13 protein-coding genes are annotated in these 14473 nt (G+C 57.3%); all 13 read right to left on the reverse strand.

Annotation, left to right across the window (positions count from 1 at the left end; translation table 11 throughout):
• Positions 1–28: 28 nt before the first annotated feature.
• Positions 29–832, reverse strand: coding sequence for a type II secretion system protein N (gspN, locus tag WD071_RS12975; RefSeq protein WP_368048805.1), 804 nt, complete (start codon positions 830–832; stop codon positions 29–31).
• A gap of 4 nt (positions 833–836) precedes the next feature.
• The gene (gene gspM / locus WD071_RS12980) at positions 837–1331 is read right to left on the reverse strand and encodes a type II secretion system protein GspM (protein WP_368048806.1); all 495 of its coding nucleotides are present in this window, start codon (positions 1329–1331) and stop codon (positions 837–839) included.
• Complete coding sequence (gspL, locus tag WD071_RS12985; protein WP_368048807.1) at positions 1328–2617, reverse strand: type II secretion system protein GspL; 1290 nt, start codon at positions 2615–2617, stop codon at positions 1328–1330. Before gspL ends, gspM begins: the two co-directional genes overlap by 4 nt.
• 17 nt (positions 2618–2634) lie before the next feature.
• Positions 2635–3699, reverse strand: a complete 1065-nt coding sequence (gene gspK, locus WD071_RS12990; protein ID WP_368048808.1) for a type II secretion system minor pseudopilin GspK — start codon at positions 3697–3699, stop codon at positions 2635–2637.
• Positions 3696–4430, reverse strand: a complete 735-nt coding sequence (locus WD071_RS12995; protein WP_368048809.1) for a type II secretion system protein GspJ — start codon at positions 4428–4430, stop codon at positions 3696–3698. Before WD071_RS12995 ends, gspK begins: the two co-directional genes overlap by 4 nt.
• A gap of 1 nt (position 4431) precedes the next feature.
• The gene (gspI, locus tag WD071_RS13000) at positions 4432–4836 is read right to left on the reverse strand and encodes a type II secretion system minor pseudopilin GspI (protein WP_368048810.1); all 405 of its coding nucleotides are present in this window, start codon (positions 4834–4836) and stop codon (positions 4432–4434) included.
• Positions 4833–5399: a Tfp pilus assembly protein FimT/FimU gene (locus WD071_RS13005; protein WP_368048811.1), complete on the reverse strand. Its 567-nt coding sequence runs from the start codon at positions 5397–5399 to the stop codon at positions 4833–4835. Before WD071_RS13005 ends, gspI begins: the two co-directional genes overlap by 4 nt.
• A 24-nt stretch (positions 5400–5423) precedes the next feature.
• The gene (gene gspG, locus WD071_RS13010) at positions 5424–5876 is read right to left on the reverse strand and encodes a type II secretion system major pseudopilin GspG (RefSeq protein ID WP_368048812.1); all 453 of its coding nucleotides are present in this window, start codon (positions 5874–5876) and stop codon (positions 5424–5426) included.
• 41 nt (positions 5877–5917) lie between these two features.
• Complete coding sequence (gene gspF, locus WD071_RS13015) at positions 5918–7138, reverse strand: type II secretion system inner membrane protein GspF (protein ID WP_368048813.1); 1221 nt, start codon at positions 7136–7138, stop codon at positions 5918–5920.
• A 37-nt stretch (positions 7139–7175) separates the two neighbouring features.
• Positions 7176–8687, reverse strand: a complete 1512-nt coding sequence (gspE, locus tag WD071_RS13020; RefSeq protein WP_368048814.1) for a type II secretion system ATPase GspE — start codon at positions 8685–8687, stop codon at positions 7176–7178.
• The gene (gene gspD / locus WD071_RS13025) at positions 8684–10726 is read right to left on the reverse strand and encodes a type II secretion system secretin GspD (protein WP_368048815.1); all 2043 of its coding nucleotides are present in this window, start codon (positions 10724–10726) and stop codon (positions 8684–8686) included. Before gspD ends, gspE begins: the two co-directional genes overlap by 4 nt.
• Positions 10727–10765: 39 nt before the next feature.
• Positions 10766–11620 carry a type II secretion system protein N gene (locus tag WD071_RS13030; protein WP_368048816.1) on the reverse strand — a complete coding sequence of 285 codons (855 nt, stop codon included), beginning with the start codon at positions 11618–11620 and terminating at the stop codon, positions 10766–10768.
• Positions 11621–11746: 126 nt separating this feature from the next.
• The gene (locus WD071_RS13035; RefSeq protein WP_368048817.1) at positions 11747–14419 is read right to left on the reverse strand and encodes a TonB-dependent receptor; all 2673 of its coding nucleotides are present in this window, start codon (positions 14417–14419) and stop codon (positions 11747–11749) included.
• Positions 14420–14473 lie beyond the last annotated feature (54 nt).

The raw sequence follows: 14473 nt of genomic DNA on the forward strand, positions 1-14473 counted from the left end.
CAGCGGGCCAGACACCGTCCTGCCCTGGTCAGATATTCTGACTGCGCAGCTCCAATGTAAATTCGCCGGGACCTGTCGGTTCAGCCAGCACATTCAATAACTCGGCCACATCATCGGGCGTTTGTGGCTGCGTCTTCAGTTGTGCCCGGGTGAAAAAATCACCGCCAAACGACACTGTCGACTGCAGGGAAATGTGCAAGGGAATGTCCTGATGTTGTGTCAGCAGGTCGCTGTTGTCCAGGTGCAGGACCAGACTGGCATCGCTCTCCCGACGAAAATTAAAGGGCAGCGTTTGCAACGACATAGTCAACTGATCAGACAGAATCCTGGCATCGGTCCACAAACCTTCGCCTTTTAAATCCAGCAGCAAACCCGACCGCCATTCCAGCGTTGTCAGTTGACCGGAGATCTCACCGCCCAGACGCAGGTCCGGTGAACGCAGAAATATGTCGGCCGGCAGATCGAAAATGACGTCGCGCATGGACACGGTACCATCGCTTGAGACGCATGCCAGACCGGCAACAACGCCGACTGATGCACTGGCACCGGATGCCTGTGCAGCGTCGTAATCTATACTGAAATCAACACAGGGCGACAACCGCAACAATGACAGTGGCCTGACGCGCCAGTCAAGCCGCCCCTGCGCCAGCAGCCCGTCATCATCGACCAGCCCTGCCTGCAGCACGGCACCCGCCCATATACGACCTGTGATGCCCTGTAACACCAGGGGAGTATGGGCCGGTAGCAGCCGCACCATGATGTGCGCGGGGGCCAGCACCACTACCCAGATCAGGGCTGACAGCAAGACCACAAAAAGAAGTTTGTATTTCATCGGTTCAGGTACCACGCAAACGCAAACTGACCGCAACATTGCCGGGCGTTGGCACGGGTGCCATGGTCAACGAATCAATGCTCATAGTGCCAGTGCGCTCTATTTCGAACAGCCACGCCAGTACAGCCGCCATACCAACATCATTAAGGCGAACCGAGACCGACGAATTGTCCGCTGCCGGCTCCAGAGACGCGATGCGCAGCCCCAATGCTGATGCCGACTCATCCAGTGTTTGCGCAAGACTGCCGGACCCTGCTACCCCACCGGATGCCGGGTTCTCACGGGCATCGGCAAGTTCCTGTGCCAGGCCGCGGACGACAAGCAATGACTGTTCGGCGCTGGCAACCCGCTGAGCGGACAACTCCCGTGCCTGTAACATTGGCTGCCACAATAGCAGCCAGATCAGATACAACATTACCACACCAACGCCGGCCAGCAGGACCAGCTGCTCGCGGGATGTCTTCTGACTGAACCAATGCCCCGGCTTTGTCGCTGTCATGGCGCAACCTCCGTAATGATCATGCTGGCCTGCTGCCGACTGCCAGCCTGGGTCATGTTCTGTGCCCGCGCCTGCAGGCCACTGCCATTGAGCTGCTCACTGAATTGCAGAATATCGGTGTTGCTGGCCGCTTCTATGCTGAGCTGCAGTTCACTTTGTGAGCCGGCTGTGTTGGCGCCGTTAAAGCTCAGGCGATTGATGCTGATCTGCGTATTCTGCGACAACTGCGGCGTAATCTTGTTCAACATGGCCAATACACTGGCGCCTCGGGACCCACTACCCAGCTGTCCCAGTTGTGCGCGTAGTTGTTGTTCCGCATCCACCAGAACACCCGCTGGTACCGCCTCCCGGTACACCGATTCAATTTCCTGTTGCAGATTGCGGAAACGTTGATTGTTCAACTGGGTTTCGATCACCGATACGACTGCGAACGCTACCGCCGCCAGCACTGCAGCAAGCAGCGGGACGCGCGCCGGTCGCCAGTATTTGCGCCAGCGCAGCGGACGAACAAACGCCCCCTGCCGCAAATCGGGAATACTCGCCGAAACCCGGGCGGCGGGGCTGCCAGCGCCTTCAATGCCGTCCCACGCGCATTGCAGGCGCTCGCTGCGCATCTCGGGTCTTGTGCCTTGCATCCATGCTGAGGCTGTTACCAGGGCGCCCAGTCGCTCCAGGTCAGCGTCGGTCAGACCTTGAAGCCGCAGCGATTGCGGCGCGGCAGCCGCCCCATGTTGCAGTGCAGCCAAAAATGTCGGCAGCATGGCGGCATCCACGCTCGCTGCACAGCCGTGTCCCCAGCTGATATCAACCTGTTCACCGACAAGGCGAAAAATCCAGCAGGCTTCAGTTGCCGGCAGCAACAACGGTTCGGCGTAACAATGCCTGACATCAAAGCCGGCACTCTCCAACGCAGTGATCTGCACACTCAGGGTACGTCTGTCTATATAGGACAGAATGACGTCGGGTGAGTTTTCAACATCATCGCTTTTGCCTGCCGATGCAGCAGCACCCAACGCAATATGAAGTCCACCAATGTCCTGGGCAAGCTCGGTTTCCAGTTGGTAGGGCAGCAATCGCGCCAGGTGACTTTTTTCTTCTGGCTTGAACGCCATGCGCCGGCTGGGACAGTCAATGCCTGATACCAGCAGCGTTACAGTAGCTTCCGGCCAGCGCGCTGCCAGTTCTGGCAGCGCACACATACCCTGTTCGCCCGATTCGCAGTGGCGCCAACGATAAGGGAATTGTTCAGCATCACTGACGGCTGCCATTACCCATAAATCAGACATAAAATCTTCCTGTCGTGCTATAAACCATAAGTTCTGGATACGGTGCGCACACCGGTTTCATCACGTTTCAACAGCGCTGTCATATGCCGGGAGCGGTCACCGATAGTGGCGCTGGCGTAGACAACAAAGTATTGACTGGCAACACCATACGGCCGGCTTTGACCCTGCTCGTCCGCGCCACTGCTGTTGCTTTCACTCATGACAATGTCTGCGCCGATGCCCTGCAACGCCGGCACCATGGCCAGCGCCGCAGTTTCACTGAGAGCGGACTGCGCCCGATGCTGCGCCAGCGCCGATACCGTCTCTGGAGGCAATGGCTGCAGGTTTTGCCCGGCATTGATCACTGCCAGCACGTCGGGCGCAGCGGTATTGATATTCAACGCCGTGACCGTTGGCAAAGCCGTCAGCAGCGGCCGCATTCGGGTCAGCAGCGCCGAGTTCATATGCCGCACCAGTGCCAATTCGCTGACATCGGAGGCGAACTGATTGGCCGCGTTCATCGTTATCGGCTCCGCGCTGTAATAAAGCGATTCGGCACCTCCCGGTCCGCCGGTCTGATCGTCTTCATCCAGCCAATCGATCACCGCTTCGGTTATTTCAATGGCCTCGGCTTCGCTCAGCGGGTAGTCGGCAAAACTCTGCAGCAGGCGAATAAACTGCTTCTGCATTTCACTGAAACGTTGCGCTGGCGGTGCTGACAGATCGTCGTGGTAGGCACTTTTCACCGTCAGATTATTAATGTTGTACAATCCCTGGGCATCAAGCAATTGCACCTCCAACCAGCCGTCGTCGGTCGGGAACGGCGGCAACTGTGCGGCCCATGCTTCCTGCAGGTGATCAACCGGTGACTCCATACCATCACGGGCAAGTACCTCGGCTGCCAGCGTTTCAGCACCGTGCAGGTAAGACGTAAAACGCGCCTGCAACAGCCCGTTCTCGGTGCGATTCGCCTGCAATACAAACGCCTGGGCAAACTGCACTGCCAGCACGGCAACCAGACCGGCAACCAGCAGCGCCAATATCAGCGCACTGCCACGACTGCGACCCGGCGCATCTATCCTGGCGTTTAATACACGGCTCATGATGCCCCCGGCAACAAAAATATCCTTCGCACTTCTCCGAGCGCCGCGCTAAGCAGTCGCACCTCAACCGCGGCGGGTAATCGAGACGCCAGTTCATCACCGCCGGTTGCGGCCTCTGAATCCTCACCCGCAGGTATAACCGGTGGCCACTCGGAGAGCCAGGCATCCTCAACCGGCGTGCTGCCGATGGGCAGGAAGCGGAAACTTAACGCCTCCACGTCCTGAAGCAGCAGCAGGCTGCCTGCGGCGGCCTCAGTCAGGCTCTGATTGCGTTCCGGCCAGAAGTCCCGATACAGACTGCCATCATCAAGGCGGTAGGCCACTCGCTGTAATTCGGAGCGCTGTTGTTGTAGCGGGTTGCTCCAGCCTGCGCGCACAAACCACAACATCGCACCCGGCCGCTGCAGCGTAGCCGGCAAAGATACACCCGCGCCCGACTGACTCAGCATGGCCGGTCTGCCCTGTGGCAGATAATCGGTGGCTGCCAGCGCGTCTACACCGGTAGCAGGCCTGGCCGCTGAGCGGCTACTGGCCTGTTCCAGATCGGCCGCCAATAGCAACCACACACGCTCCAGTTCGTTGATCTGTTGCAGAGCTTCTTCACCCTGTTCCGATACCGCCATTGCGGTGTCCAGAAAACGGTATGACATGGCGCCTATCAACACGGTCAAGGCCATTGCAATCAACAATTCGATCAGGGTAAAACCACGCTGGGCGACCGGTGCGATCATGCTATTGCACCTCATTAGCGTTTGACTCGCTGGCAAACGCAGTGATCACGACAAACGCATCGCGCTGCCGTTGCCGTGCCGTGACGTCCGGGTAAACACTGACTGTCTGCCGCACCATACCGGGCACCGGTGTTGCCTCTGTGGTCAGGGACCATGGCCATTCGCGCCCCGCCAGTTGCCGCTCGCCCTGCAGTTCACCCGCAGCACTGCCAGCAGACTGTAATTTATGAATCGCCAACTGATCCTGTGCCACCCACGATGCAATCGACTTGTCGCGCAAGACCTCAGTGCTGCTGAGCTGAGTACCCAACTGGAACATCAGGGCAGGTAGCGCCACAGCAACCACAAACAGTGCCACCATAACCTCGACCAGAGTGAAGCCCTGTGAATCCGGCGGTAACCTCACGGCTGCCTCCTTTCTATCTCACCCGTAGCGGCGTTGGTCAAGGTGATGCTCTGCTCGTCCCGCGCCAGAGTCCAGCTGAAACCAGTGGTTTCGCCAGTGGGATAAAACACCAGGACCGGCACTGCAGCGCTGCTGGCAAACGAATGCGGATCGATCAATTCGCCCTCAATAACCAGATCACTGCTGATGGCCGTGGCCAATGGCAGCGCCTGCAAACCAGTGTCCGCTGACACCGGCTGCCAGACCGGCTGTCGGGTGCGCACGGATCCGCCAGCCGGTCTGCCATAGCGCAACCATGACACCGCAACACCTTCCTCTTCCGTTGCCGCAGATATGGCAAAGCTCAACGCCAACGGCTCACCGCTGAGAATCGCTTCGGCCGATGCGGTTGACATCAACAACATCAACTTGTCAGCGAATACCTCTGCTGAGTCATCGTTGCCGTCAGACGAATACGGGGACAGGACACCCGACGACAGAGTCACCACGCTGACAATAAGACCCATGATGGTCATCACCACCAGCATCTCGATCAGACTGAAACCCCGCGTCTTGCTCATCATCGCTGTCGTGCCTGAAACCACGTGTTATTCCGCGTCCTGCCAGTTGCCGTAGTCTGCGTTCTGACCGTCGCCACCACGGGTGCCATCGGCGCCATAGGTAAAGATGTCATAAGGCCCGTTCTGACCCGGATTCAGATAAAGATAAGGACTGCCCCAGGGATCTACTGGCAACGATTCCAGGTAACCATCACTTTTCCAGTTCGCCGGCACCGGCGCCAGCGTGGGTTGCTCTACCAGTGCACTAAGCCCCTGCTCGCTGCTGGGATAGGCATAGTTGTCCAGGCGATACATTCTCAGCGCAGTCTCGATAGCGCTGAAATCGGCGAACACCTTTTGCACACGTGCTTCATCGGCGCGGCCCAGTACATTGGGCGCGATGATGCTGATCAGCAGCCCCATGATGACCAGCACCACCAGTATTTCGATCAGGCTGAAACCGCGCTGACCGGCAATTGACTTTCCTGCTACCCATTTCATTTGCATACTCTCTGTTTCCCCGTCAACTAAATCCCAAACCCTCAGATCAGGGTGTTAATGTCGAATATTGGCAGCAACACCGCCAGCATAATCAGAGTGACCAGCCCGCCCATGAGGACAATGGTCAGCGGCTCCAGCAAGGCCATGGTGGTGCCCAGGCGCATCTGCAACTCGCGCTCCTGATTGTTGGCGGCATAGGCCAGTTGTCTGGCCAGCGTACCGTTGGCTTCGCCATTGGCTGCCATCTGCACCAAAAGTGGTGGAAAAACATCAGCCTGCTGCATGCTTTTGCTGAAACTGCCACCTTCCTGCACGCGCATTGCCAGTTCCTCTGTGGCGGCACGCATGACCTCATTGTCCAGCACCTGCGCGGCAATGCGCACCGACTCCAGCAACGGCACACCACTGCTCAACAGGATAGCCAGAGTCGACGCAAAACGGGCACTGTCGGTTTGTCTGAATATCTCGCTGAGCACCGGCACCCGCAGTAGAAATCTATGCCAGCGCATTCGTGCGCCTGCCTGCCGCAGGCGCCAGCGAAACCCGGCTACCGCTACGACTGACAATGCCAGCAACAGGAGTGCCCAACCCGATGACATGAAATCGCTGACCGCGATCAGGCCTCGGGTCAGGCCAGGCAGTTCCCGGTTCGAGCTGGCGAACATGCTGACCAGGCGCGGCACCACAAATGTCATTAGCAGAGTCACCACCAGCACACTGACACCCAACAGCGCGAACGGATAGATCAGTGCCATCTGCAATTTTTGCCGGGACTGCTGACCGCTTTCGGTATACTCGGCCAGGCGCTCCATGACTTCACCGAGAAAACCAGCTGACTCACCAGCGCGGACCATGGCGCAGTACATGCGATCAAACGCCGCCGGGTGCTCGCCCATGGCCTGCGCCAGCGTGTGCCCTTCCAATACCCGCGAACGCACCTGCGACAACAGGGTTTTCACGCGAATGCTGCGGCTCTGACGAACGCTGATCTGCAGGGCTTCATCCAGCGGCAAACCGGACTGGATCAGCGATGCCAGCTGCCGACTGACCAGCGACAACTCGGCGATGGTCAAGCGTTGTTGCCGCTTAAAGAGGCTGGCCAGCCCGGCTGTTGCTGCCGGCGCCTTGCCCGACGTCACCGCCAGTGGTTTCAGTTTTTGTGCGCGCAGCCGCGCCCGCACCTGCCGCTCGCCATCGCCTTCCATCACGCCATTGACGCGTTTGCCCTCAGCATCGAGTGCCTGATAAGTAAATGACGCCATGACTAACCAGCCCCTGCCAACGACATCAACCTGACCGTTACGACCATGTTGTCACCCGTAATACTTCTTCCAGACTGGTGTCACCGGCCAGCACACGCTGTCGGCCATGTTCGTCGATGGCCGGACTGGTGGCGCGAAGATGCGCCAGCATGGTCTGTTCGCCAGCGCCATCATGAATCAGGCGGCGCAGCTCCTCATCAATTTCTATCAATTCGTAGATACCGGTTCGGCCTTTATATCCGCTCTGATTACAGGCCTCACAGCCTGGCGCGCGATACACCACCGACCCAGCTGGCAGTCCAAAGCGTTGCTGCTCACTGAGGTCCGTTGCCACCGGTTCGCGGCACTGCCTGCACAAACAACGCACCAGGCGCTGCGCCAGAATCACCTCGATGCTGGACGACAGCAGGAAGGGCTCTATGCCCATATCCTGCAAACGGGTGACGGCACCAATGGCAGTATTGGTATGCAGGGTTGATAACACCAGATGTCCGGTGAGCGATGCCTGCACGGCAATCGCAGCGGTTTCCTGGTCCCGGATTTCACCGACCATCACCACATCCGGATCCTGCCGCAGAATCGCGCGCAGGCCGCGGGCAAAACTCATGTCGACCTTGGTATTGACCTGGGTCTGACCGATGCCGGGCAGCAGATACTCCACCGGATCTTCAATGGTGAGAATATTGCGCTGACGATTGTTGATATGGTGCAGCCCGGCATACAGGGTCGTGGTTTTGCCCGACCCGGTAGGCCCGGTGACCAGGATGATGCCATGCGGCTTCTGCAGGGCACGGCTGAAGGCCTGATAGACCTGCGCCGGCATCGCCAGTTGTTCCAGGTCCAGTTGACCGGCGGCCTGATCCAGCAAACGCAGCACCACGCGCTCACCAAACGACGACGGTATGGTGGACACACGGATATCCACGGCGTGCCCGGCCAGCCGCACACTGATGCGGCCATCCTGCGGCAGGCGCTTTTCGGCAATATCCAGACGCGCCATGACTTTCAGACGCGACACCAGCACCGGGCCCAGCTCCGCTTTCGGGGCGAGCACGTCCCTGAGTACGCCGTCGACACGAAAGCGCACTGACACTTTGTGTTCAAACGGCTCGATATGAATATCGGAGGCTTTTTCGCGGACCGCCTGCGACAGCACGGCATTGATCAAACGGATAACCGGGGCATTGTCGGCACCTGACATCAGGTCGCTGTTTTTCGGAATATCATCAACCAACGCGCCCAGGTCAAAATCGTCGCCCAGCTCATCGGCCGCCCGCTGGGCCGCATCGGCGCCACTTTGATACAGGCGCGTCAGCTGCTGCTGAAAGCTGTCTGCGTCCAGAGCGACCGGCGCGAATGGCTGTCCCAGCACACGCCGCAGCTCCATCAGCACGGGCACTGTCAATCCGGGTCTGTGGTAAACCACACCTTCGTCGACGATGACGCCATGGGTGTCTGCAAAATCATAGGGCAGCAGGGTAAAGTCCGTGGCTTGGGCAGGCTGTTGGCTCAAGGCTGTCTCTTCGCTCAAGGCTGTCTGTTCGCTCAAGGCTGCCCCCCGGTATCCGATTCTGTGCTGGAAGCGCCAGGCGACACACTTTCCCAGGGCGGCAGCACGGGCAATTCGCCGGCATCAAACAGGAAACCATGCAGCGGTGTCTGTTGCAGCTGCTGATCACGGATCAGTTGATATTTTTCGGCGGTGGCACCGCGCAAAGCATCATCATTGCGTAGTATCGTTGGCCGGATAAATACCAGCAGATTGGTCTTCTGCACGGAACTGCTGCGCGAGCGAAACAGATTCCCCACACCGGGAATACTGCCCAGCAGGGGCACGCGGGTTTCGCTTTGCACCACGTTGTCACGTATCAGACCACCCAGCACCACCGTTTCGCCATCAGCCACGGTGACCCGGGTTTCAATCTTGCGCTCATTGGTGATCAGATCAACGGCGCCGGCTTTCTGCGAAATGCTGGAGATCTCCTGGCTTATATCCAGTGCCACGCGGTCGCCCCGATTGACATGCGGTGTGACTCTCAAAGTCGTACCTACATTCTGACGATTGATGGTCTGGAAAGGATTCTCCGCGCCACCACTGCCGCCCGGTGTGGTAAATGAACCGGTCAGGAAGGGCACGCTTTCGCCTACCGTTATCAATGCCTCGGTGTTGTCGGTGGTCAGAATGTTCGGCGTGGACAGGATATTGGCCCCTGAGTTGGCCTGCAGCAGGTCAATCAACGCCAGCAGATCGGTGCTGCCGCCCAGGCGCCCCAGACCGATGGTCTGACCGGCCGAACCGGCAAGACCGGCGGCGATACCCGTCAATGCTTCCGTGCGGTCTTCATTGAGTGCGCCTTGAACCACCCCGTTCAATTGCTCCAGATTGTTGCCTGCATTAAAACTGCTGGCAAAAGCGCCGCTTTCGTCCCTGAACAACCATTGAATACCCAGGTTCTGGCCCACGTCGTCGTTTATCTCCACGATGACTGCCTCGACCAGCACCTGAGCACGTTGAATATCCAGTCGCTGCACCACGTCCAGCAAAGAGTCGATGATATCGAGCCCTGCCGTGATGATCAGCGCATTATTGTCCGGGTCCGCTTCAATGGTTGCGCGCCTGCCTGCCTGACTGTCAGCCGCTTCACTGTCATCCAGACCAAACATGTTAAGCACCACTGAACTCAGAACCTCGGCGATTCGTGTAGCGTCAGCATACTCCAGGTACACAACCCGGGTATTGCCGCTTTGTTCACGTGGCTGATCCAGCAGCCTGACCAGATCCCGGATATTGTCACGCTGGCGTTGACCACCGGTGATCAACACCGAGTTGGTGCGCCGGTCGGCGCTGATCTGCAGGCGGTTGCTGGCCGATTCCTGGTCAGCCACTTGCGGGTCTTCGTTCATTTCCCGCAATAACTCGACGATGGTGGCTGCCTCGGCGAACTCCAGACGGACTATTTCCGTTTCCGGTATAGATGTTTGGTCAATACGTTCCAGAATGCGGCGAATACGTTCAATATTGGCCACAGTATCAACCAGTACAATCATGTTTCCGCTGGGATAAGCGGACATCTGACCATTGCTTTGCGACACCAGCGGCCTGAGCACCGGCAGCACCTCGGCAACAGAGACATTGTCGAGCTGGATGGCTTCAGTGACATAACGATTGCTGTCGGCAGCATCATAGTTGGCAAACGGCAACGGTGCGGAGCGGGCCTCCTGCGTGGGCAGGATACTGACCATGTTGTCGCTGGATTCCACCGCCGTGAAGCCGTTTATGTCGAGGGCACGCAGGAAAATGCTATAGTAGCCCTGCGCGTCAACCGGTTCACTGCTCATCACCGTGATCTGGCCACGCACACGCGGATCAATGATCATGGTCTTGCCGGTGACATCCTGCACGGCACGAATCACTTCCAGAATGTCGCTTTCCCGAAAATTCGGCGTCCAGCTTTGCTCCTGAGACATAGCACCGGGCGCCAGCGCAAACATGAGTACTAACATCAGCACTGACATCAGCCGGGCCATCAGAACAGGGCCGCCAGATCGTCGACGCAACGCTGAAGCGCTAGGGATTCTGATATTCATTAGGGTCTGCTTTATCATTAAAAGTTCCTGGTATTATCGTCAGAACGCAAACGCGTCACGGTTTACCGCCAAGGTCATTGTTGCGCCATTGCGTATCAGGTCGAGACTGACCTGATCGCGGCCCTGGAATTGAGCGTTCAAGGCAGACAACTCGTTGCTGCCGGTTATGGCAACACCGTCAATCGCCGTCACAATATCGCCGACCTGCAATCCGGCAGCACTCAACAAAGCCGCATCGCTATCTTCCCGGATCTGCACACCCCGGACAGTGCCGTTGTCGCGATACAGTCGTATCTGAACACGCGCTTCACGCTGCGCAGTGCTCGACGCATCAGGGCTCAGCGTGTTAACGCGCTGCGCGGCTGTCACACCCGTCAAGGCGGACGTGGGTGTGGTCTGGGATTGGTCCTGTGCTTCATACATCCACAGCGATTCACGGCGACCGTTGTTATTGAGCACAACATAGTTGGCATGAACGCTGTCGAGCGTAACGCCTGGCGTGGTAAATTCCAGCTCATCACCAATAAAATAGACCCGTTGCTGATCACCGCTGGCAATAATGGCGGACGACCCCGCGGGGTCACTACCGGCAACCGCGCCGCGCAGTACCAGACTAAGCCGGGTGCTGGTGGTCAAAGCAGAGTCATTTAATACAGTGCCGGACGCAGCATCGTCAGTGCTACCGCCAAGCCGGAAGTTTTCCTGCAAAAAGGCGATGTCAACGCTGTCCAGTTGACCGCTACGTCGCGTCGCAGTTGAGGTGGACGGCAATACTGTACCGGCCTGTTCGGAAACCTGCAGAGGAATGAATAACCAGAAAAGTCGCGCCAGACTGTGACCGGCCCAGACCAGCATCGCGACAATCACTATCGCGGTGAGACCCGGGCGCAGCACGGCGGCAAAACTCTGTCGAGTTTTTTGATAGATCGTGTTCAGAATACTCTCCCAAATATGCTGATCGCGCTCGGCCGTTTCCGGCTATGTCGGACCGCTCCGCAGGGTTGCGGAGCGGGTGTTACCTTACAGATTCCATTGCAGATCCAGTCGCAGGCGGGCGCCGCTTTCTACATCTATGATTCGCACATCGTCACGGTAAAATTCACGGTTCTCGTTAAGCAGATTCTGTGCGCGCAAGCGTAACGTCAGATTGTCCGTAGGAAAATACGAATAGGTCAAATCCAGCGAATGGAACGGATCTTCGAACGCATCAGGCGACGGCGAGCGGCCACCAAAGAATACGCGTTCGCCGAACACGTTGTACAACAAGGATGCCGAATGTTGACCGTTTTCTGAGTCATAACCCAGCTGGGTATTAACTACGTACTCCGAATGGCCCGTCAGGCGGCGCTTAAGGCTGGTCTGTGAACTGGCTTCGGTAAACGTCAATTCTGAATCACTCAACACCAGGTTGCCGCTGACAAAGAAACCGGCCCCGATAACTTTCAGACCTTCAAATTCAACGCCGTAGATTTCGCCACCTTCCGCATTCTCAAAGCTGAGCAAACGGGCATCCTGTGGTCCCGGACGCTCGACCCGCTCAATCGGGTTGGTGATATCCTTGTAGAACAGCGACACCGTGATGTTGTCGCCGTTGTCGAAGAACAATTCCGTTCGTAAGTCGATATGGTCGATATCAGAGAACTTCAGGTTCGGATTACCCGCAACGCGATCGTTCAGCTCCGGATCAATGAAGGTGATATCAGCGTACTCGCGCAGGTCAGGACGCACCACAGTTTTACCGTAACCCAGGCGCACCTGGAAGTTCTCGGTACCCAGAAAACCATCCTGCATATAGGTCAAAGCCGCAGCCGGATAGAAATCATCATCCCGCACAGCAAACGTCTGGTTTGCGCTTTGCATGTCTTCGATGATGCCGTTTATTGACTGACCGCTGTAGTCCAGCAGGTCCAGCGGCAGCACTCCGCGGGTAAAGTCTTCCCAGCGGACACCGACAGTGGCGCGCCAGTTATCCATAAAGAAGGCATCAACAGAACCAAATGCGGCGGCCTTGGTTTCACCGGCAAGATAACTTTCGGTGCCGAAATTGGAGCCCATATCAAGGAAGAAACCATTAGTCAGATCAGACAGATTATCATCGCTGAAAACCTGTGCCGGGTTACCATCACGACCCTGGGCGCCCATCACGATATTGGCGGTATAACCCAGGTAATCGCGTGATTTTCGACTGCGCGTATAACCACCACTAAACGTACCGTTGGTAAAACCGAGATCAAACGGCGCGTCAACCTGATAACCCCAGCTTTCCACCTGATCATTCAGATTCAGAAAACTGAACTGGGCGGAGGAACCGGTATTGACCTGAGTCATCAACAACTCATCGGTGTCCGGGTCGCGCTGATTGATGGCCTGCACAGAGGACGAATTAGGTACGTCGGTGCTGGCACGAGCATCGGAATAGAACCAGTTGACGTCCAGGCTGGTGATAAAATCGAACACCGCCGGGATAGTCATGAAGTCCAGGTCGTAACGCTCAAATGTGTGTTCGCCGGTGACCTGGTTAACGACCAATTCCCGCTTCTCAAGACGCGTGATGTTGGTCTTGCGCTGACGACCGCTGTCCTGCTGAAAGTCCGAGTTATAACCCAGAACAATTGAAGACTGATCTTCGTCGTCACGCAGCAGGTAACTATTCGTGCCGATACGGTGGCGATCCTGATAGTTCAGACTCAGGTTCAGCGCTGCAGTCGTGTTTTCATTATTAAAGGTACGCTGGATGTTGCGAAACGATTGCTCCGGATCGGTAAAGTTCTGCTCAAACTGATCCGAATTACGGCTGGATTCGCCAATCGAAACATTGGCCAGCGCACCAACAGACAGATCATTGTTGATATCCCAGGCATTACCTGCGGTGGCGGAAATGTTGCGATCCGGATCCAGATCCGTCTCACGGTCAATATCGATATTGCGATTCAGGTCCAGCATCAGGTCACGGTTGATTGCAACGCCTTCTGCCTGCTGAGCTGCTGTTGGCGTGCCGCCGCCAGGATGCTCAAAGCGGGTGATGTTGGCCGGACTGATGTCGCCCTGGTACGTGTTCAGGGCCTGCATGATGGATGAAGGCATTGCGCCCTGATCACCCAGAGTGGGCAGACCTTTGCCGGAATTCTCGGTGTTCCAGCCGGTGCCTACACCAATATCAAAGACCAGTTCGTCAGGCGTACCACGGGTACGGATATTGACATTACCGCCACCAAAAGCAGCCGGTTGGTCAGCTGAATAAGCTTTGCTGATTTTGACCGACTCCAGGATGGATGCCGGAATATAGTCCAGCGGAATGACGTTGCGGCTCAACTCAGGTGAGGGGATCTCCGCGCCGTTCAGCGTGGCACTGGAGTATCGCTCACCCAGACCGCGCACATAAATGAACTTGCCATCCACCAGGGTCAAACCAGTAACCCGGCGCAGCGCTGAAGCGACGTCGGAATCGCCGGCACGCGAAATCTGCTCAATGCCAACAACTTCGGCAGCAAACGGCTGCTCGATTCGCTCCATAATGAGTGATCGCGCAGCATCTCGTAATCTGCCGGAGACCACAATTTCTTCAATCTGGGGTGCCGCTTGCGCAGCGCCTGTATCCTGGGCGAACACCGACGGCGCCGCGGTAACACCAGACACTGTCAACGCGACGGCCAGCGCCAGTTCCCGTTTCTGCCAAAGCATGTGTTTTTTCATGATCGTAACCTGTAATTTTGTCAGCATCTTTAAGCCCGAACGGGGATAAGTCCA

Source organism: Pseudohongiella sp. (assembly GCF_040877505.1).
Classification (GTDB): Bacteria; Pseudomonadota; Gammaproteobacteria; order Pseudomonadales; family Pseudohongiellaceae; genus Pseudohongiella.